Source organism: Marinomonas sp. A3A (assembly GCF_018336955.1).
In the GTDB taxonomy this organism is placed as follows: Bacteria; Pseudomonadota; Gammaproteobacteria; order Pseudomonadales; family Marinomonadaceae; genus Marinomonas; species Marinomonas lutimaris.
Map to the genome: position 1 here is coordinate 4,140,941 of NZ_CP025532.1, position 21,573 is coordinate 4,162,513.

At 45.5% G+C, this 21,573-nt stretch carries 18 protein-coding genes; 3 read left to right on the top strand and 15 right to left on the bottom strand.

Features of this window, described 5'->3' with window-relative positions:
* Window positions 1–88: 88 nt before the first annotated feature.
* Together CYL31_RS19430 and CYL31_RS19435 are read right to left on the bottom strand one after the other, a co-directional pair.
* Window positions 89–1,108 carry an amino acid ABC transporter substrate-binding protein gene (locus tag CYL31_RS19430; protein WP_212916785.1) on the bottom strand — a complete coding sequence of 340 codons (1,020 nt, stop codon included), beginning with the start codon at window positions 1,106–1,108 and terminating at the stop codon, window positions 89–91.
* 271 nt (window positions 1,109–1,379) lie between these two features.
* Window positions 1,380–2,051, bottom strand: a complete 672-nt coding sequence (locus CYL31_RS19435; RefSeq protein WP_212916786.1) for a GntR family transcriptional regulator — start codon at window positions 2,049–2,051, stop codon at window positions 1,380–1,382.
* A 185-nt stretch (window positions 2,052–2,236) separates the two neighbouring features.
* Here CYL31_RS19435 and iadA point away from each other — a divergent pair, with 185 nt between their 5' ends.
* A complete protein-coding gene (gene iadA / locus CYL31_RS19440) occupies window positions 2,237–3,406 on the top strand; it encodes a beta-aspartyl-peptidase (protein WP_249411634.1) in 1,170 nt (389 codons plus the stop codon).
* Between the two features lie 43 nt (window positions 3,407–3,449).
* Here iadA and CYL31_RS19445 read toward each other — a convergent pair whose 3' ends face one another.
* The 6 genes from CYL31_RS19445 to CYL31_RS19470 all read right to left on the bottom strand — a co-directional run bounded on the left by CYL31_RS19445 (window position 3,450) and on the right by CYL31_RS19470 (window position 9,495).
* Window positions 3,450–3,674 (bottom strand): DUF1127 domain-containing protein, encoded by a 225-nt coding sequence (locus tag CYL31_RS19445; protein ID WP_212916788.1) that lies wholly within the window; start codon window positions 3,672–3,674, stop codon window positions 3,450–3,452.
* A 147-nt stretch (window positions 3,675–3,821) separates the two neighbouring features.
* Complete coding sequence (locus CYL31_RS19450) at window positions 3,822–4,406, bottom strand: LysE family translocator (RefSeq protein ID WP_212916789.1); 585 nt, start codon at window positions 4,404–4,406, stop codon at window positions 3,822–3,824.
* A 73-nt stretch (window positions 4,407–4,479) separates the two neighbouring features.
* On the bottom strand, window positions 4,480–5,307 hold the full coding sequence (locus CYL31_RS19455; protein WP_212916790.1) for an AraC family transcriptional regulator: 828 nt from the start codon (window positions 5,305–5,307) through the stop codon (window positions 4,480–4,482).
* 80 nt (window positions 5,308–5,387) lie between these two features.
* Window positions 5,388–6,722, bottom strand: coding sequence for an MATE family efflux transporter (locus tag CYL31_RS19460; RefSeq protein WP_212916791.1), 1,335 nt, complete (start codon window positions 6,720–6,722; stop codon window positions 5,388–5,390).
* Window positions 6,723–6,828: 106 nt separating this feature from the next.
* A complete protein-coding gene (locus CYL31_RS19465) occupies window positions 6,829–8,073 on the bottom strand; it encodes a multidrug effflux MFS transporter (protein WP_212916792.1) in 1,245 nt (414 codons plus the stop codon).
* Between the two features lie 63 nt (window positions 8,074–8,136).
* Window positions 8,137–9,495 carry an amidohydrolase family protein gene (locus CYL31_RS19470; protein ID WP_212916793.1) on the bottom strand — a complete coding sequence of 453 codons (1,359 nt, stop codon included), beginning with the start codon at window positions 9,493–9,495 and terminating at the stop codon, window positions 8,137–8,139.
* Window positions 9,496–10,060: 565 nt separating this feature from the next.
* On the opposite strand from CYL31_RS19470, the gene CYL31_RS19475 reads away from it, so the two are divergent.
* Window positions 10,061–11,071 (top strand): ABC transporter substrate-binding protein, encoded by a 1,011-nt coding sequence (locus CYL31_RS19475; protein ID WP_212916794.1) that lies wholly within the window; start codon window positions 10,061–10,063, stop codon window positions 11,069–11,071.
* Window positions 11,072–11,203: 132 nt separating this feature from the next.
* The gene (locus CYL31_RS19480) at window positions 11,204–12,148 is read left to right on the top strand and encodes a LysR family transcriptional regulator (protein WP_212916795.1); all 945 of its coding nucleotides are present in this window, start codon (window positions 11,204–11,206) and stop codon (window positions 12,146–12,148) included.
* Between the two features lie 104 nt (window positions 12,149–12,252).
* Here the strand turns inward: CYL31_RS19480 and CYL31_RS19485 are convergent, their stop codons facing one another.
* From CYL31_RS19485 to chvE, 7 genes are all read right to left on the bottom strand, one after another.
* Window positions 12,253–13,761 (bottom strand): aldehyde dehydrogenase (NADP(+)), encoded by a 1,509-nt coding sequence (locus CYL31_RS19485; RefSeq protein ID WP_212916796.1) that lies wholly within the window; start codon window positions 13,759–13,761, stop codon window positions 12,253–12,255.
* Window positions 13,762–13,931: 170 nt separating this feature from the next.
* On the bottom strand, window positions 13,932–15,692 hold the full coding sequence (gene araD / locus CYL31_RS19490; protein WP_212916797.1) for an L-arabinonate dehydratase: 1,761 nt from the start codon (window positions 15,690–15,692) through the stop codon (window positions 13,932–13,934).
* Complete coding sequence (locus CYL31_RS19495; protein WP_212916798.1) at window positions 15,689–16,459, bottom strand: SDR family NAD(P)-dependent oxidoreductase; 771 nt, start codon at window positions 16,457–16,459, stop codon at window positions 15,689–15,691. The genes araD and CYL31_RS19495 overlap by 4 nt, the downstream gene beginning before the upstream one ends.
* Complete coding sequence (gene araD1 / locus CYL31_RS19500; RefSeq protein WP_212916799.1) at window positions 16,456–17,424, bottom strand: AraD1 family protein; 969 nt, start codon at window positions 17,422–17,424, stop codon at window positions 16,456–16,458. The genes CYL31_RS19495 and araD1 overlap by 4 nt, the downstream gene beginning before the upstream one ends.
* 23 nt (window positions 17,425–17,447) lie before the next feature.
* Entirely contained in the window at window positions 17,448–18,647 is a 1,200-nt protein-coding gene (gene mmsB / locus CYL31_RS19505) for a multiple monosaccharide ABC transporter permease (protein ID WP_212916800.1), read from the bottom strand.
* A 13-nt stretch (window positions 18,648–18,660) separates the two neighbouring features.
* On the bottom strand, window positions 18,661–20,199 hold the full coding sequence (mmsA, locus tag CYL31_RS19510; protein ID WP_212916801.1) for a multiple monosaccharide ABC transporter ATP-binding protein: 1,539 nt from the start codon (window positions 20,197–20,199) through the stop codon (window positions 18,661–18,663).
* 125 nt (window positions 20,200–20,324) lie between these two features.
* A complete protein-coding gene (gene chvE / locus CYL31_RS19515) occupies window positions 20,325–21,386 on the bottom strand; it encodes a multiple monosaccharide ABC transporter substrate-binding protein (protein WP_212916802.1) in 1,062 nt (353 codons plus the stop codon).
* Between the last annotated feature and the right edge of the window lie 187 nt (window positions 21,387–21,573).

A 21,573-nucleotide genomic window follows, 5' to 3' on the forward strand; every position in this document is an offset into this window, starting at 1 on the left:
CCATAGATGGTGCTTACAAGTGGAGCTTTCAAACGCTAATGACAATGAAAAGCCAGCTTACCTAAGGGTAAACTGGCTAAGATTATGATTAACGGAACGGGTAGGCGTATAACAGACCGCCTTTGGTATAAAGGTTATTTAAGCCGCGATCGAACTTAAGCGCGGAATCCTTACCTAAGTTACGATCAAAGATTTCGCCGTAGTTACCCACAGCCTTAATGGCGTTGTAAGCCCATTTATCATCCAAGCCAAAGTTCTTACCTAAACTACCTTCAGTGCCAAGTAAGCGCATAACATCAGGTTTTGTGCTTTTTAGTTTTTCGTCTATATTGCCTTGAGTAATGCCCATTTCTTCGGCTTCAATCAATGCCATAGCCGTCCAAGTCACTACTTGACGCCATTCATCATTGCCTTGTTTTACATAAGCACCAAGTGGTTCTTTGGAAATACGCTCAGGTAGAATGACGTTTGCTGATGGGTCTGGCATACCTTGGCGATCAGCCGCCAGTGCAGAAGCATCATTGGTCACAGCATCACAACGATTCGCTAGATAAGCCGCTGTAGATTCTGCGCTACCCTCTACGATGAGTGCTTTATAACTTAAACCACGCGACTCAAAGTAGTCGTTAATGTTTTTCTCGCTCGTCGTACCTGGGTAAGTACAAATAGTCGCGCCGTCTAATTCTTCAATCGAGTTCACACCCAATTCTTTTTTAACCATCAAGGCTTGGCCGTCATAGAACCAAGGTGTAGTGACATCAACACCATTCAAGCCATCACGCGTTGCGGTGAAAGTGGTAGAACGCGCCAACATATCAATTTCGTCTGTCACTAAAGCCGTCAAACGGTTACGCGAGTTCATTGTAATGAACTCAACTTTAGAGGCATCGCCAAATACAGCCGCAGCAACAGCTTTACAAAGCTCAACATCCAATCCAGTCCAATTACCTTTTGTATCAGGCGTTGAAAAACCCGCTTTACCAGGATGGATACCGCACTTCATAACACCACGTGCTTTTACTTCTTCTAGCTTGTCCGCTGCGTAAACAGAAGCACTAGCGGATAAAACCCCAGCACCAATGATCGCAGTCGCAATTAGTTTTTTCATTGTTGTAATCCTATATTGAGTTCCGATGTGACGAATAAAGAATACTTTGGATACATATTAAGAGTCAATAATGAATAAATGGATACATAAATTCAAGTTAATTACAAAATTTAGAACACACTTGACTCAAAATAAGATAAGGGTAAACCCAAATAAGGAGTATTGGCACAAGGAGTTTGGTAGATGAATAACAATGCCTTCCTAAAGAAAATCCCTAAGAAGACTATTGCAAAGGCCATTGAGAAAATACATGTAGTTGATACTGGAAGGTTTAAAGTGAAGCGGTTTGACGACGTTTTAATTGCTGTGCTTTTAACTGTTCGGCCAGTGCATAAGCACTCATCATGATATGGCTTTCCAGCGCGTAACAAGCGCCTTCTATGTCTTGCCGTTCACACCGATCTATCAATTCATCGTGTTCGCGCAATGAGCGCGGCGTATTACGGTGACTCAAAATAAAAGACTTTAAGCGCGCATAATGGCGATGATGTAGGTCTTTGATCACATTTTGCATCAAAGGACGATTGGCTGGTTTATATAAGACTTCATGGAACAGATAGTTCAATGGCGTCCACTCTTCAGGTGCGCATTTTTTCAGACTTTCATTGATTTCACGGGCTTTTGCAATATCTTCAGTGCCCATTAAAGGAATCGATAATTCTAGCAATTTTACTTCAATTAAAGCTCTAAGCTCACATTTTTCAAGGAAACTTTCCGGGGAAATTGTTGTAACCGTTGCCCTGCCTGTGTCACGAATCTCAACCAGCTCTTCTCCTGCTAGTATCTGCAAAGCTTCGCGCACTGGCGTGCGGCTAACTTGATAAGTGCTGGCAATATCCACTTGCGAAAGTGCCATTCCTTCAGGATAAGTACCATCCAAGATCTTAGCTCGTATGTCTTCCGTAACCGACAGTACTGCTTTTTGTTTGTTATTTTCGCTCATGAAAGCCTATCTAATTGAGATTAATGAAGTTTCTGAATAAAACCGCATAAAATATGAACAAGATTTTAACATAGAGTCGTTATATCTGCGACTGTAGACAAGAGAAATACAGACGATTGCAACTTGATTAATGTACCCATTTGATATAAAAATACCAACAAAATGTATCCATTATGGTTTTATATATGTTCACTCTCGTCAAAAATGCAAATGTGTATGCACCTGAGGCACTTGGTATCAAAGATATTTTGATCGCTGCGGGCAAAATTTTAAAGATAGAAAGCAAGATTGATATCACAGGCATCGCTGATATCGATATTATTGATGCACAAGAACAAACACTCATCCCTGGTTTTGTCGATGGTCATGTACACTTAATCGGTGGCGGTGGCGAAGGCGGCTATCACACTCGTACGCCCGAAGTGCTACTCAGTCATTTAACACGAGCAGGCATTACCACGGTTGTTGGTTTATTAGGAACTGACAGTGCAACGCGCCACAATGAAAGCCTGTACGCTAAAACAAAAGCCCTGACTACCGAAGGTGTAAGCGCCTATATGTTTACTGGCGGCTACAAGGTTCCAACCGAAACAATTACTCAATCAATTCAGCGAGATATTGTTTTTATCGACAGAGTCATTGGCTTAAAAACCGCCCTTTCCGACCATCGATCTTCACAACCAACAATCGAAGAACTATCTCGCATGGCTTCAGAAGCCCGCGTTGCGGGTCTTATTTCTGGAAAGTGTGGTCGCGTTGTCGTACATCTTGGCAATTCCCAGAAAGGCTTTGGACCGCTGTTTGAGGTAGTAGAACAGTCTGACATTCCAGTTTCTCAGTTCATCCCGACTCACGTCAATCGCACCGAATTACTGGCAGAGCAAGGTATGGAGTGGTTGAAGCAAGGTGGTTTTGTTGATTTGACCGCTGGCATCAACCCAGACAAAGGTGCGACAGGCAGCGTTAAAGTATCCACGTTCCTCACTCGCTGTAAAACACAAAACATTGATACTAGCCGAGTTTGCATTAGCTCAGACGGTAATGGCTCTGTGCCAATATTCAATGAAAAACGCGAGCTTATTGGTCTAAAAGTGGCGGGATTTGGCTCTTTACTCCATCAGCTAAAAGAAATGATTCAGGTCGAAAATATGTCGATCACTGACGCGGTTATTCCTTTCACTCAAGCACCAGCTCAATGCCTAGGATTGGCAAATGACAAAGGAGAAATATCGTTAGGAAAGGACGCTGACTTTTTGATCCTTGATGAAAACCTCGACATACAACACACCTTTGCTAAAGGCGTTTGCCATGTAAGAGGTGCGATAACTCAAATCAAAGGCACGTTTGAGGACTAAACAAAAAACTCCTTGCTCTTTTTTTTTGAGAGCAAGGAGTCTCCTACTCCCCCTCAGCGCTGTTCTTTTTTGCAGCTGCTAACTGAGGAGCAGCAATCAACTCTTTGATCAGAGTAAACACATTACCTTTGCCAACTTCGGCCTCAAAGCTGTCTTGCATGATGCCAAGGTCTTTGCGTAAATCATGAGACAGCGCGCTGAGTTTTTTACGCGTCTTATAACGCTCAAAACAACTAGAAAAATGCTTAAGTAACGCAATAATGATCATACCAATCCCCTAATCAAATAAACTGTCTGAGTGAGCAATGATAGATGGCTTAATACCAGCCAAACAGACGCAGACAGATCATTAAAAAGGCACACAGAATTCAATACAGACAATCTGTATTGTCATTTTTCACACATTCTGTGTGTTTTACGGATTAACAATAAATCGATAGGCAACATAGAATAGCAATAGCGCCATCACACGGTTAACCCACGCCATTACCTTGGGGTTCATCGCGGCTTTTTTAAGACAGGAACCGGCTGCTAAATAAACGCTCGGCGCCCCGCAAGCCATGACAGCCAGCCCAAATGACCATACAGCAATTTGCCCATCTGCAATCTGCTCTCGAGGAAATTGCACAGTGACAATAGGCACGATTGCGACTAAAGCTTTAGGATTACAAAGCTGTAATATCAGCCCTGTTTTAAAACTCACCTCTGTATTTTTAGCCTTCATCGTTGCAGACTGAAAGCTCGCTTGCAGGATTTTCCCACCAAGATAGGCGATATAAATTCCTCCCAATATGGCAATAACCGATTGGTATTCTTTGGGAATGATTTCGCCACCTACATAGCCAATAAGTAAGAACAAGATCAACATGGCAAGCCCTACGCCCACACAATACAAAAAAGCACGCCAACCCTGACCATTCACACCCGCAAAAAGCGCTAGCATATTAGCAGGGCCAGGACTGTACATAACGCCAAAGGCATAGATGAGTATTTCAAGCATAGGAATCCCTCAAATGGATATTTGATTAAAACAAAATATGGAAAAAGTGTGAGAGCTAGAGCGAGTGTTGCAGCTAGGTACGCAGCAAAGTACGCCTAAATTGATAAGGAGTGAGCCCAAACATGGGTTTGAATCGCCGGTTAAAGTAACTCAGATCCGTGAAGCCAAAGGTAAACGCCACATCAGCCAACGGCATACCCAATTCAAGCGCTTCTTTGGCGCGGTTAATACGATAATTTTGCCAATATTGATGAGGCGTCATACCGAAATAACCACGGAAGCAGCGCAATAAATGATACTTAGACATATGCGCCACTTGACTTAAGTCATCGAGAGACACTTCTTCCCCTACATGAGCATGTAGATAATCACGAACTCGCTCAAAGATAGGATCTTTCAATCGCGGCTTAGCTTCTATTTGGATGCCTTTTTGACGTGCCAAATATTCAGCAAATTCAAACAAGGCAGACGAGTATTCCAATGCAGACGTTGACGAACTTTCCACTAAAGCCGCCAAACGTAAAATATGTGTTTTGAGCACACTATCGTTTTGCACTGGATGTTCGATACGAAAGTCTCGTGCTCGGCGAACGCCAGCACTCTCAAGCATAGGACTTAATTGGTCAGGATGAACATAAAGCATTTTGTAATGAAGCGGATCGTCAGCACCAGAATGACCGTCGTGAGCGTCTTCTGGATTAAACACAATCACATTGCCAGCATGACTTTTGTGGTGTTCACCTAAAGCGAAGAAATCCTGACGACCCGATAAAGTTACGCCGAAAGAAAACTCCTCATGGGCATGAGTGCCATAGGAAAAATCGCTCATAGAAGCTTCCAGCAACATGACTTCATCAAGCACAGCGCTTTTTGCAAACTGAAAACGATTTTCTACTGACATAACAACCTCCCGAAACTAGCCTAAACCATAGTAATAGACTAGCGAAGAAAGACGATAAAAGATTGGACGATATTGCGGTATTAGGCCTTCCTGAGCGTTTTCTCCACCTGCTCAAGCGCTCTTCGATACATGTACCAAGCACAAATACCGGCAAGTATATTGCCAATCAGGACACCGAAGAAAAGTCCTTTGAGTCCAGCGAGTTCCGAGCCAACCCACAAGCAAGGTAAGAAGAAAGCAAACAAGCGCAATGCCGATATTGTTAGAGCTGTGTAGGATTTTCCTAAGGCGTTAGAGATAGACACCATCAACATACAGATGCCGAGTAGACCTAAGCTCACCGGCACTATCATCAAATGCCAATGCAAAATCGTCGAGACGTCTTCATCGCTGGTCATTAGGTTTGCCAATACGCCCGAGATAAAAAAAGTAATGACGGCGATCACTAACTGAAACGACAACACAAAACGACACGCCAAACGCACCACGTAACGCACATCATCCAAGCGACCTTCGCCTAATAATCGCCCTACCATGGGAGGCATAGACATAGTCAGCGCCAATACGGCCACAATGGAGAAAAATTCAAATCGCGAGCCCAGCGCCCAAGAAGCCACCGCGGCCGTACCAAACCCAGCAATTAACTTAGTGGCTAACATAGAAGACACAGGCGGCAACAACTGACTGACCATCGCAGGCCCCATAATATGACCAATCGATGCCAAGCTTTTGCCGATATTTAAGTCTTGCCAATCAAAGGTAATCCAATGCTTACGAGCGACTTGCGGCGCAACAATCAAAGTACCTAAAGCAAACGCCACCGTAGTTGCCATCGCGGCGCCATTCAAACCAAGATCAAAAGTGAAGATAAAAATTGGATCCAGCACCAAGTTAAGCACGCTGGTCACAATCATCATGATACCTGGCAACATGGTATTACCATTAGATCGACAAATGCTGTAATAAAAATAGATGAGCGCCCCGACCCAAGCGCTGAGTAACCAGTGAGGCCAGTAAGAATCAATAACAGGATAAACAGAATCCGGCGCACTCAATAACGCCAAAATAGGATGACGTGAGAACCAAATGATCACACTAAATAAAGCAATCCCCACGCTTCCCATCATTAATACCAAACCACCTAATTGCTTGGCATAACGCGTATTACCTGCCCCTAACGCACGAGAAATAATCGCCGTTGTTGCGATCCCTAACCCGACTTGCAGACCAATGACAACCATCTGAATGGGCAGAGTAAAACCCTGTGCAGCTAAGGGCAAAATACCCAATTGTCCGATAAAAGCACTGTCCACCAGCTGGAAACTCATCAACGACAAAATGCCAAACATCATCGGCCATGTCATGGAAAAAAGTTGCTTAGCTAAGGAATCAGATTGGGATATTTGGGATGACATAGAAATAGGTGTGCTCTTACTAAAAAACTGAGCTTATATTCTAACCTATTTTGGTGAACACAGGATGACACCCATCTTCACCAAACTAACTATGCGCTGAAAAACCTTATTCTTCAGTATGACGTTGGCTGTAATTGTATCCATACCTCAGCATGACTAAGGCAAGCATAGAAAAAAGTGCAAAACTGCTGGCCAAAGGAATAACCGTAAAGTTATAGAACTGCCCAGCGATGGTCGCCAACACGATGGCAATCAAGCTTGATAAAGACGAAATCAGTGATGCTCCAAGCCCAGCCACTGCCCCCAATGGCTCCATTGCCATGGCGTTCACATTGCCGAATACCATGCCGAGGCAAGAAAACATCACCATACCCAGCACCATGAAAAAAACAAAAGGCGGTACGCCAGCGAAAAATACCGCCACGACCAAAAGAACAAACGCTGTCGAACACATCACACTTAACGCGCCAACCACACAGCGTAGCATACCAACTCGCAGGACAATTTTGCCGTTTGAAAAATTGATAATAGAAGACCCTATCGCCAGCATGCCAAAAAACAAAGGAAAACGGTCGCCCGTATTATAGACATCCTGAAAAATAGACTGTGCCGTACTTATGTACAGCATCAAGGCACCAAAAATACAACCTAACAAAATGGTAAACGCCATCACATCTCGGCGGCTCAATATAAAACGTACATCCTTCATTAAACGCGTTCTATTCAATGGGACACGGTTGTCTTTTGATAATGTTTCAGGTTGACGTAACAAGAGCCAGCCACCAGCAACAGCGGCTTGTATCATTAATAACGCAAAAATCCAGCGCCAATCGGCCACTTTAATAACCAACTGCCCCAATGAAGGCGCAAGCATGGGGACAAGAATAAATACCATCATCACAAAGGACATAATGCGTGCCATAGCCGCGCCCTTGTACAAATCTCGAATCAAGGCGCGAGACGCAATTTTTGGCCCTGCAACACCAAATCCTTGGATAATACGCCCCAGTAAAAACACCTCGATGGACGACGCCAATAGCGCAATGATAGAGCCTACAATATAAATACTGATGCCAATTAAAATACTTTTTTTACGACCTATCGCGTCCGACAACGGACCAAAAACGATCTCACCAAACACCATACCCAGAATCATTGCCGAAACAATCCACTGAGTTTTTTGGTAATCCACAATCGCCAATGACTCAGCAATATTGGGAAACGCTGGCAACATGGCGTCCATGCTCAACGCTGTCAGCGACATCATTAAGGCAAACAACGCCACCAATTCTTTTTCGGCCAAGCGTTTTACTGACGATTCAATAGGTTGTGATGAATGAAAAAGCGACATCCCTTTCCTTAATGACGAATAAAATGGATCAATAGTTTACTCGCCTATTCAAGTATCTCGCAATTAATTAGATGGGGCTCTTGCCAATAATTCCAGCACCGCGGCTTTTACGTCATGAATTAACTCGGCTTCGTCCACTCCGAGCACTTGGCCGTTTTCAACCACTCGCTTACCGTTTACAAAGCTGTGTTTAATCAGCGCCGGTTCACCACATAAGATTGGCGTTTCTAACGGGCTGTGTACGCCAGAAAAGCGCGGTACATCAAGGGAATACAGCACCAAATCAGCAGCATAACCTTCGGCTATTTGCCCTGTTTTAAGCCCCAAAAGATCCGCGCCGTTTTGGGTTCCCCATTTAAGCACTTGCGCCACATTCGTGGCAGCTGGGCCGCCTTGAGTACGATGCAACAACCAAGCTAGATTCAACTCTTGTAGCATAGAAGCATTTTCACTTGATGCCGATCCATCAACACCAAGGGTAATAGGAATGCCGGCTTTTTCCATTGCAAGAACCGGTGCAATGCCGCTGCCTAGTCGGCAGTTTGATGTGGGGCAATGGGCGATTCGCGTCTTGGTCTGCGCCAATAATTCAATCGCATGAGCATCCGCTTGTACCAAGTGAGCAAACCACACATCGTCGCCTAACCAATCACAATGGGCGGCGTAATCAATGGCGCTCATACCAAAGTTTTGTTGCGCCATTTGCTCATCAAAAGACACTTCCAATAAATGTGAGTGGCGCAGCAGGTTTCGCTCTTTTGCCCACTGAGCATAAAGACGTAGGTCTTCTGCTGGCGATGTGTGAACCAAACTGGTCGGCGCGACGACCAAGCGTCGCATGCTGAATGGGCTGGCATCATGGTAGCGTTTGTAGGAAGCATCAAGACGATCTAATGACAGTTCTAATGATTCAGGAACAATGCCGCTGTCTTTCATGCCTTTATGACTGCCTTGCACCGTTGCGCCACCACGACATAAAACTAAGCGAATACCTAAATCTTCAGCAGCTCGCCAAACAGCGTCTTCCAATTCTGGTGATGTGCTCGCATGGTACAAATAATGATGATCTGCACAGGTCGTCACACCAGAACGCAATTGCTCGTACAGGCCTAATTTCGCTGCAATATACATTAAATCTGGCGTAATTTGTGGCCAAAATCGATACGGCACGCTTGCCAGCCATTCCCCTAAACCTTGGTTCAAACCAGCAGGAACGCCTTTTAGTATCGATTGAGCAAGATGATGGTGAGTATTCACAAAACCTGGGTAAACCACACAGTGAGACGCGTCTATTAACTCGTCATCAGGCTCGCGATTTAGCGTCGGAGCAATGGCGGCAATCACGCCATCTTTAATACGAATATCTTGAGGAAGCTCATAACCTGCAACGGCTTTGGCTTGGCGGATTAAATACTGGGGCATAACACTCTCCTTTTTAGGAAAGAGCAATGTCCAGGCCAAAAGGCTTAACCGCTTCTACTCTTTAATTCACATACAATTTAACTAGACCAAGCAAACCTTGTACCAGTCTATGCAACGGCAATGAGCACACAGCAAGCACCAACCATTCATCATATTTCGCATGCTATTAATCATATTTATGGTGCGACGAGACTGCAACACGCCCAATTCAAGTGCAAAACAGAGCACTAACAACCGTATTATTGCTGAATTTATAGACGAGTGTATTTGGCCTGCTTGTTGCTTAGTCATTAGTAGCGCAAATAGTTTGCGTGACGCAATGAGTAGAAGCGGTCAAATTTGGTGTCGGGTTCCAACAAACCAAGTTCGGGCATTGCTCACTGCCTTGTCGACAACCCAAAGAGGATGTCGAAAGGGAAGTGACAGCCGTTTCTATCTTACTCGACTGTGTACCCAGCCCTCTCGCTCTTTCCTCATCTTGTTTTCTTTGTGGTTGTTTCAGTGACTGAGTTTGGTTTGCTTAAAAAAAGCAACGCCGAATCTATGATGAAGCATGGAGAAAACAATGAACAACCAACTAAGAACACCGCTATTTCGTCATCTATGCCTAGCTGGGGCCCTGGCATTTACAGCTTTGAATGGCAGTACCGTATTCGCTGCTGATGAAGTGAAGTTTCAGCTTGATTGGCTACCGGGGGGCGACAAAGCACCCGTTTACGTTGGCATCAAAAAAGGTTTTTTCAAAGACGTTGATTTAGACGTAACTGTAGCAAGTGGACGAGGTTCCACCGACGCTATTAGTAAACTCGCCACCGGAAATGCCGATTTAGGTTTGTCCGACTTGGTCGCACTGTTAATGGCAAAAGCTCAAAACGATGTACCAGTTTCTGCGATTTATTCTGTATTTAGCAAAGCTCCCCATGCTTTCTTTGTACCTGCTGACTCAGACATTAACAGCGTAAAAGACGTTGCAGGTAAACGTATCGTCACCTCGCCTTATACCTCCTCAAATGTCTTTTTACCCTTGCTGTTAGAAGTGAATGACGTTGATCCAAACAGCATAAAATTGGTCAAAGCAGACGCCGGTGCTCTAAACCCAATGTTACTTTCTGGTAACACAGACGTCGTTATTTCATGGGTAACTGACACCGTAATTTATCAACAACAAGCCAAAAGTGCTGGCCAAACCTTGCGCGTATTGCCTTGGTACGATGCCGGATTAGAGTTTTACTCCACTTCTATCATTGCATCTGATCGCTTTATTAATAAACATCCAGACGTGACCAAACGCTTTGTTGCAGCTTATAAAAAAGCCATCGAATATACTTGGGAGCATCCAGAAGAAAGCGGAAAAATCGTTCATGACATGGTGCCAGAAGTCGATGCTAACACAGCAACGGACACAATTAAGTCCATTAAATCTTTAGTTTATAACGCCGTCAGCGATCAAGATGGTTACGGTGCATTTACCAAAGAGCGACTCGCCACCACATGGAAATGGACCGCCAAAGCACAGAATATTCCTGTCGGAAGTTTTGACCCTGAAAGCGCCGTTAATCGCCAGTTTCAGCCTTAAATAAAGATCATCACCTTGTAAAAGAGAAACGGTAATAAAGCCCATTTATTTGGGCTTTATTATTGCTATTAGACGCAAATACCTTCTATTTGGAGTAAGATATCTTCATTAAAAATAACAACAGAGGTCGATATGGACATAGGTCTGGCCAAGCATTTAAAACTCAATCAACTGCGTTTAATTTCGGTTATTTCCGAGCATGGTCAACTTGGCATTGCTGCGGATGAAATGGCGATGACACAGCCTGCCGCATCACGCATGTTGAGTGAAATTGAACAAACTATCGGTACACGTTTATTTATTCGTCACGCCAAAGGCATGGAACCAACCTTAGTTGGTCAAGCAGTGGCACGTCGGGCGCACAACCTCTTGGTTGAGTTACGCGATCTTGCCCGTGAAGTGGACGAGCTAAAAGAAGGCGGCGGTGGAACCACCGCTATTGGCGCGGTAACAGGCGCGGCCGTCGGTTTTGTGATTCCTGCTATTCAGCAATTGCGTGCCATCGCCCCAAAGGCCGAGATTGACATCAATGTTGATACCAGTGATATTTTGGTACGGGATTTAATTGCTGGTCACAATGACTTCGTCCTCGCGCGAATCCCCAAACAATACGATGCCAACGAATTTGAAATTTACCCAGCGCGCACTGAATCGGTCAATCTATTGGTTCGCAAAGATCATCCATTAGCCAACTTAGATATTGTTAGGATAAAAGATCTGGCTCACTTTGAATGGGTTATGCAATCTCATCGCGCGCCAATACGCGAAGCGGTCGAAGCCGCTTTTATGGAAGAGCGCGCGGAGCTACCATTAAGCATCACCAACAGTACGTCTTTGCTCGCCTTAATTGCTATTCTCGTGTCATCAAATGCCATTGCACCTATCGCAAGAGAAGTCAGCGATTTGCTGATTGGTCATAAAGTACGAGCGGATCTAAGAGCGCTCAAACTAGACCGAAAAATAATCATGAGTCCTTATTATTTATTGCAAATGCGCGGTCGCCAATTATCGCCTCTTGCCAGTCAACTTAAGCGCTTGGTGCTTGCTGAGCTCGAACAGAAACCTACCAACACGTAAATACTCGCTCTTAACCTTTGCGAAACAGTAAAAAAAAGCGAGTCGGTTGCTTTCAAAACCGAACTCGCTTAATAACCCGCCTTGGGATATTTAATGCTTAAGAACTAGCCAGCTAGATCTTTTGGTAACAATGCTTTTGGAATATTTTGATAACAAACAGGACGCAAGAAACGACGAATAGACAAGGTGCCGACTGAGGTTGCACCGAAATTTGTCGACGCAGGATACGGCCCACCATGTACCATGGTATCGTTCACTTCAACTCCTGTTGGGAACCCATTCGCCAACAAGCGGCCCGCTTTGCGTTCCAACACAGGCAAAAGCTTCTGACAAGCCGCATGATCGCCTTCATCAAGATGAATGGTACAGGTCAGCTGACCTTCCAAATGACGAGCCAACTCGACCATTTGCTCGACGCTTTCTGCCAGAACCACCAAGCCAAGAGGACCAAAAACTTCTTGATGAAGAGTTGGGTGATCTAGCCATGCTTGACCCGTTACCGTAAACAAGTTTGGCAATGCCGTTCTATCTGTTGTGTCTGCGTTACGAACAACCGATTCAATACCTGTTTTTTCTATTGCAGCAACACCAGAACGGTATGCATCAGCAATGCCATCCGTCAGCATGGTTTGCGCAGAGATCTCAGATAGAGCTGCACTCGCCGCTGCAATCATGGTTTTTGAATCTGCGTTATCCAACATCACCGCAATACCAGGGTTAGTACAGAACTGCCCTGCGCCCATAGTCAATGAACCCGCCCAGCCTTTACCTAACTCTGCCGCTCGATTTTTAACCGCTTCCGGCATCACAAACATTGGGTTCACAGAACCCAGCTCACCAAAGAAAGGAATTGGTTCTGGACGTGCTGCACACAAATCAAACAAGGCACGACCACCCGCCAAGCTGCCAGTAAAGCCAACAGCTTTAATAAGCGGATGCTGTACTAGAGCTTGACCAACTTGGCGATTACCGCCTTGAATCAAGGAGAAAACACCCGCTGGCATCTTGCAACGTTTCATCGCCACTTCAACTGCTTGAGCAACAAGCTCGCCTGTTCCCGGATGAGCAGAATGCCCTTTCACCACAACTGGACAACCCGCCGCGAGAGCCGCCGCCGTATCGCCACCTGCCGTTGAAAACGCCAACGGAAAGTTAGACGCACCAAACACTGCAACAGGACCAATCGGACGCTGTACCATGTACATATCAGGACGTGGCAACGGTGCGCGATCAGGCAAGGCTTCATCAAAACGACGATCCAAGTATTCGCCCGATAAAATACGCTCAGCAAATAAACGCAGCTGACCTGTTGTACGACCGCGTTCCCCTTGCAAACGTGCTGCTGGCAAACCTGTTTCCTGTACACCGATCTCTGTAATTTGATCGCCTAGCACATCAATTTCATCAGCAATCGCATTTAGAAAAGCCGCGCGATCTTCACGAGTGGAATAACCAAATTCTTCAAACGCCGCTTCGGCGGCTTCTACCGCTGCGTCTACATCAGACACGCGACCAACGGCAAATTCATGAGAAGATCCTGTAGCAGGCGTTGAAGAAAATGTTGCGTCGCCCTTTACCCATTTACCGGCAATAAAATGCTGTCCCGTTAACATACTCACTCCTCTCTTTAATAAATGAAATTCAATGCATTAAGTTAAACGCTGAAGTTGCCTAGCGATGGCGAGCATCAAGCCCAAGGATGGGCGTTACGCCCCTCGCGGACAGGGATGTCCGTTGGGGCGGTGCTGCCATCACAAGGCAGGGTCAGACTTAAAAACTTAATTTAATGGCTATCTTTTGGTACCGCAGCGCCTCGACAACCTTTTAGGAAGTCAAAATCGGCACCCGTATCGGCACCTTGTACGTGGTCATGGAATAATTTGATGTAACCACTTTTTGGTGGTTCCAAATGACTTTTCCAGTTCGCTAAACGTGTTGCCATTTCTTCATCGGAAATGTCCACATGAAGACGGCGATTTTCTACGTCTAACTCAATCATGTCGCCATTTTGAATGACCGCCAATGGGCCACCAGCAGCCGCTTCTGGTGTGGTATGTAAAACCACAGTGCCATAAGCCGTTCCTGACATACGCGCATCTGAAATACGCACCATGTCTTTAATGCCCTTGCGCAACACTTTTGGTGGCAAGCCCATGTTGCCAACCTCAGCCATACCTGGATAACCTTTTGGCCCACAGTTTTTTAGCACCATGACGCAGTTTTCATCGATATCCAAGGCTTCATCATTGATCTTAGCTTTGTAGTCATCAATGTCTTCGAATACCACAGCGCGGCCACGGTGTTGCAATAAATGCGCCGATGCCGCAGAAGGTTTCAGTACCGCACCTTGTGGCGCAAGGTTACCTTTTAATACAACAATACCGCCTTTTTGTGTCAGTGCTTTTTCCACTGGCAAAATGACGTCTGGGTTCCAATTACGAACCTCTTTGACTTCTTCCCAAATAGATTCACCAGACACGGTAATGGCGTTTTTATGTAGTTTTCCAGCTTCTGCCAGATGCTTAATTACCACAGGCAAACCGCCTGCGTAGAAAAATTCTTCCATCAAATATTTACCTGATGGCATCAGGTTAACAATGGTGGCGATTTCTTGGCCCAATTTATCCCAATCATCTAGGGTTAAATCCACACCAACACGACCAGCAATAGCCAATAAATGAATCACCGCATTGGTGGAGCCACCAATCGCGCCGTTGACGCGAATCGCGTTTTCAAACGCTTGGCGAGTCAAAATATCAGACGGTTTCAAATCGTCTTTCACCATGTCGACAATACGACGGCCAGTAAGGTGCGCCATCACTCGACGACGGCTGTCTACCGCTGGAATCGCTGCGTTACCCGATAACGCCATACCCAAAGCTTCTGCCATAGACGCCATGGTGCTAGCAGTGCCCATGGTGTTACAAGAACCCGCTGAGCGAGACATAGATTGCTCGGCCTCAAGGAAGTCTTCTTGGGTCATCTTGCCCGCTTTAATGTCTTCCGACATTTGCCACAAGGCCGTGCCAGATCCCACGCGCTCGCCTCTGAAGTAGCCATTCAACATCGGGCCACCAGATACGACAATCGATGGAATATCGACACTACAGGCGCCCATAAGCAGCGCTGGAGTAGTTTTGTCACAACCTGCCAATAAGACAACGCCATCAAGCGGATTGGCTCGTAAAGCCTCTTCCACATCCATCGCTGCCATGTTGCGATACATCATAGCCGTCGGACGCAGTGAGCTTTCACCCACAGAGAACACAGGAAATTCCAGTGGCAAACCACCCGCCTCATAAATACCGTGTTTTACTCGATCAGCAAGATCACGAAGATGGGCGTTGCACGGTGTAAGCTGCGACCACGTATTACAAATGCCGATCACTGGACGACCATCAAATAAATCCGCTGGCAAGCCTTGGTTTTTCATCCAGCTGCGGTGGTAAATATGATCACGTGAGGTACCGCCAAACCATTCGGTTGAACGTAATTTGCGGGGCCATGTTTTCGGTACGAACTTATTTTTCTCAGAATCACTCATACCCAACCTCCATCAACGATAAAGTTTTGCGCCGAGCACATTGCCGCCGCATCGGACCCTAAAAACAGCGCCATGTTGGCGATATGTTCAGGAAGCACTTTGCCTGTTAGGCATTGGCTCTGTTTAATTTTTTCTTCTGCCGCGTCATCAACCCACATGCGCAGTTGTTTTTCAGTCATCACCCAGCCCGGTACCAAGGTATTCACACGAATACCAGAACTACCCAAATCACGAGCAAGGGATCGAGTTAAACCGTGGGTCGCCGCTTTGCTCGTGCCGTAAGTTGGATAACCGGCCGTTGCCATCATCCAGCCCACAGAACCAAAATTGATAATCGAACCACCACCCAATTTACGCATCATCGGCGCAACCGCTTGAGCGGCAAACATAGCGTGTTTGATATTCACACCTACTAGCTCATCAAAACGCTCTTCTGTCAGCGATTCTAAAGAATGACGTACGTCGTTGGCGGCGTTGTTCATCAAGACTGAAATTGGCCCAAACGCCTCTGCCGCAGCGCGGATTTTGCTTTGATAGTCTTGAATGTTGGTGATGTCACACACTTCAAAGCGCACTTCACAACCGTCTTTGGTCAGACGTTTGGCGAGCGCCGTACCGGCTTTTTCATCCAAATCCACAAAGGCCGTTTTTGCGCCTTGTTTGGCATACGCCTCAACAATCGCTGCACCAATGCCCGTTGCACCACCGGAAATAAAGACTGAGCGATCTTTTAAATCTGGGTAAACGGCGCTCTTTGTTTTATTCATAACGGCGCTACCTCGGTGTCGAGTTGATCCGCTTTCGCCAAGGCGTTGCGTAATGGCAAACCAAACGTCGGAGAGGAAATTTCAAAGACATCGCCTTCTTGTGCTTGAATACCATCAGCAAACGACAAGGTCGCTGTGCCAAACATATGAACATGCAGATCGCCAGGCTGACGGAAAATCGAATATTTGAAATGATGATGTTCTAAGTTTTTAAAGGTGTGCGACATATTGTCTTCACCGGATAAAAAGCCTTTTTCCCATAAGGTTTTCTCGCCACGTTCGATGCGCGAATGACCATCGATGTGCATAGGCAATTCGCCCACCAGCAACTCAGGACCAAACGCTGCTGGACGCAATTTTGAGTGTGCTAGATACAAATAGTTTTGGCGCTCTGTAATGTGATCAGAGAATTCATTCGCCAAGGTGTAACCAAGACGATGCACTTTGCCGTCTTCGCCAACTAAGTAAAAACCAGCGATTTCTGGTTCTTCACCGCCATCTAAAGCAAAAGATGGTGAAGGCAAAGCGTCACCCGGTGCAATCACGCCAGCACCATTGCCTTTATAAAACCATTCAGGCTGAACACCTTCTTGACCGTCTTTTGGTTTGCCACCTTCAACACCCATTTGGAAAATTTTCATCGAATCGGTCAGCTCTTCGCTTTTCGCATGCATGGCATTGCGTGTTGCAGCGGAACCTAAATGCGTTAAACCGGTACCAGTCAGATACATGTGTGCTGGGTCTGGGTGACGCACAGGACAATCAAGCTGATTGTTCTTAGCAAGCTCAGCTAAATTTACCGACTCACCCAAACCATGTTTTTCAATAATAGACTTCAGCGGCACGCCATTTTTAACGGCTTCTTTTGCGAGTTCGTAAACACTCGATGCGTGAAGAACAAGGTGTGCTTCGCTGCCTTCACGACACACCACACCACCTTGTTTAATTTGAGATAAAAACAACATAAATCGCTCCTTAACCCGCGTTCTTAGCGCGCTTTTTGTTTGTTGTAGACGTCGAAGATAACCGCAGCGAGCAATACCAAGCCCTTAATAACCTGCTGCCAATCAATCCCTATACCCAATATCGACATCCCGTTATTCATTACGCCCATGATGAAGGCACCAATCACCGCACCGATGATTTTACCAACGCCGCCCGACATGGAAGCGCCACCGATAAATACGGCAGCAATAACATCTAACTCCATGGCGAAACCCGCTTTTGGCGTCGCTGTATTTAAGCGCGCAGCAAAGATCAAACCTGCCAATGCGGCCAACATGCCCATGTTGGCAAAGGTCAAAAAGGTTAAGCGTTCGGTATTAATGCCCGATAGCTTCGCCGCCTTAACATTGCCACCCAAAGCGTAGATGCGACGACCAATTGTGGTGCTATTAGTCAAGAAGGTATAAATAGCGATCAACACCGCCATAGTCATCAACACATTTGGCAAACCACGGTAAGTACTTAATAAATAAGATAAATAAATGATAGCGATAGCAACTAGAGCATTTTTCACAATGAAGAAAGAAAAAGGCTCATCTTGAATCCCGTATTTCAAGGCACGAGATCGACTGCGAGCGGCCAAGAAAACAATTGCACTGGCTGCCAACACACCTAACACCAATGCAGTCACATTTGGACGCCCCACACCAAACACATCCGGTATAAAGCCTGTACTTAATAGCTGAAAGCTTTTTGGAAATGGTCCCACTGACTGACCTTCCAGCAAAGCAAGAGTCAAACCGCGAAAAACCAACATGCCCGCCAAGGTGACGATAAAGGCTGGGATTTTCCAGTAGGCAATCCAATAGCCTTGTAAACCACCAATGATCAAACCAACAACAAGACACACAGGCACTACAACAATCGTTGGCAAGTCATAGTTAACCGACATCACGGCAGCCAATGCCCCAACGAAGCCTGCTACAGAGCCAACCGATAAATCGATATGTCCTGCAACAATGACCAGTAACATGCCAATCGCCATAATGATGATGTAGCTGTTTTGTAAGAATAAGTTGGTTAAGTTAACCGGACGCATCAAGGTGCCATCGGTCAAAAACTGAAACATGCCCATGATCACAACCAGTGCGATCAACATACCGTAATCACGCATATGCGATTTCAAGTAGCTGGTAACAGACGGTGCCGATTGGACCACTGTAGAGGTTTCTTTTGTTGTCATTATTATTGCTCCGTTACGCTTTCACTATCATTGACATGATTTTCTCTTGGCTCGCATCAGCTTTGTCTAACTCACCAACAAAGCGGCCTTCGTTCATCACGTAAATACGATCACACATGCCAAGTAACTCTGGCATCTCTGAAGAAATCATCACCACGCCTTTACCGTCATCGGCCAGCTCATTGATGATGCTGTAAATTTCGAACTTAGCCCCCACATCTATGCCGCGGGTTGGCTCGTCTAGAATCAAAACGTCTGGCTGCGAATACAACCACTTACTCAACACCACTTTTTGTTGGTTACCGCCTGATAGGTTCATCACCTTTTGAAAGACGCTAGGAGTGCGAATATTGAGCGCTTGTCGATAATCCTCTGACACCTGACGTTCAATGTTTCCGTCAATTACACCATTTGAAGACACACGATCAAGGTTCGCTAACGTAGTGTTGGTCTGGATGGTTTCTTCTAGGATCAAACCCAGCTCTTTACGGTCTTCGGTGACGTACGCCAAACCACTTTTTATGGCCTTTGGCACGGTTGATAAATCGGCGATTTCGCCGCGTAAACGCACTTCGCCTTGGATGTTTTTGCCATAACTCTGACCAAACAAACTCATTGCCAATTCAGTTCGTCCTGAGCCCATCAAACCCGCAATCCCGACAATTTCACCGGCGTGCACGTTGAATTCAATATCATGAATCATCTGACGATCTAACGCATCGGGATGCCACACATTCCAACGGCTTACTTCCATGAGCGTTTTGCCTAAATGACCTTCTTGGGTCGGGTGCTTCCTTGCTGGGTAACGGTTCGCCATATCTCGGCCAACCATATCGCGAATAATGTCTGCTTCACTGATGCTCTGCGCATGACAATCTAGAGTAGATACAGAAGCGCCATCACGAATCACTGTGATGCTGTCTGCTACACGGCTGATTTCGTTTAATTTGTGGGTAATTAGGATGGAGGAAATACCCTGAGCTTTAAATTCCAACAATAGGTCAAGTAACTTCGCGCTATCGTTCTCTTGTAGCGCAGCCGTTGGCTCATCCAGAATCAATAACTTCACATCTTTGGCAAGGGCTTTGGCAATCTCAATAAGTTGCTGCTTACCCACTCCCAATTGACCCACTAAGGTCGAAGGAGACTCTTTCAAGCCGACTTTGGCTAACAATTCTTGCGTACGAGAATAGGTTTTTGGCCAATTAATCACGCCACCTTCTACATTCTCGTTACCTAAAAATAGATTCTCTGCGATTGATAAAAGCGGCACGAGCGCTAGCTCTTGGTGAATAATGATGATGCCTTTCTCTTCGCTGTCCGTAATACCGGAAAACGCCACGGTCTCATCATTAAAAAGAATATCGCCTTCGTAACTTCCGTATGGATAAACCCCACTCAACACCTTCATGAGAGTCGATTTACCCGCACCATTTTCACCCACTAAAGCGTGAATCTCGCCAGCACGAACTTTAAGGTTCACCGCATCGAGGGCTTTAACTCCAGGAAACGTCTTGGTAATGCTGCGCATTTCCAAAATAATATTTTCCATAAAACATCCCATTAGCAGACGCGTTCTTGCCGTATCGACACACGGTCAACAACGCCTCTGCTGGTTTATTATTGTTGAATCAGGATAAATTTAACAAAGTATTGGTAAGCACAGTCATCGTGCGCTTATTCGACCTGAGACTTCGTGTAATAACCGCTACCTAGCAACACATCTTGCCAGTTGGATTTATCAACGGTTACAGGCTCAAGCAAATAGCTTGGAACAACTTTGATACCGTTGTCATAGGTTTTAGTATCATTGATTTCAGGCTTCGCACCATTTAATACAGCTTGCACCATACCAACAGTCACATTGGCTAATTCACGAGTGTCTTTGAAAACAGTGGAGTATTGCTCGCCTGCGATAATGGATTTCACCGATGGCACTTCCGCATCTTGACCCGTTACGATAGGCATTTTCAAATTGCCAGAACCGTAACCTACACCCTTAAGTGATGACAAAATACCGATAGAAATACCGTCATATGGTGACAATACGCCATCTACACGTTTGGTTGTGTAATGGGCAGACAGCAAGTTATCCATACGCGCTTGAGCAGTTGCACCGTCCCAACGTAAGGTACCCACTTTATCCATGCCCATTTGACCAGAGACAACATTTACCTTGCCAGAATCAATCATTGGCTGAAGCACAGACATGGCGCCGTTATAGAAGAAATAAGCGTTGTTATCGTCTGGAGAGCCTCCAAACAACTCGACGTTGTAAGGACCTTTACCACGTTTTTCCATACCGCTTACCAAGGACTTAGCCTGCAACACACCGACTTTGAAGTTATCGAACGTCGCGTAGTAGCTCACATAAGGGCTGTTTTTAATCAAACGGTCATAGGAGATAACTTTAATACCAGCAGCATCAGCGTTTTCCAGTGCATTAGATAAGGTCGTTCCATCAATCGCGGCGATGACCAATACATCGACGCCTTTTACGATCATGTTTTCGATTTGAGAAAGTTGATTCGGAATTTCATCTTCCGCGTATTGCAGATCAACTTTGTAACCAGCGTCTTGGAAGAGTTTTACCATGGAGTCACCATCGGTGATCCAGCGAGCGGAAGACTTAGTCGGCATAGCAATACCAACATAACCATTAGCAGCCAAGGCACTAGCGGAACTCAGCGCAGTGGCACCTAGTACTAAACCAGCAATGGCATTTTTTAGATAGTTCATTAGCTTCTCCTGTTACGGCCAAGCAAGCACCGTCAGGAACAAGCTTCAGGTGGCCATAGAATTATTTTTATGATTATTTTTTCGAGCCAATCAGGTCTTGAAAAACCTGTTATGCAGAGTAGGCAAAATGAACATATCATTCAAATAGAATAAACGCTTCTTAACATACCATTTTTGTCATGTTACT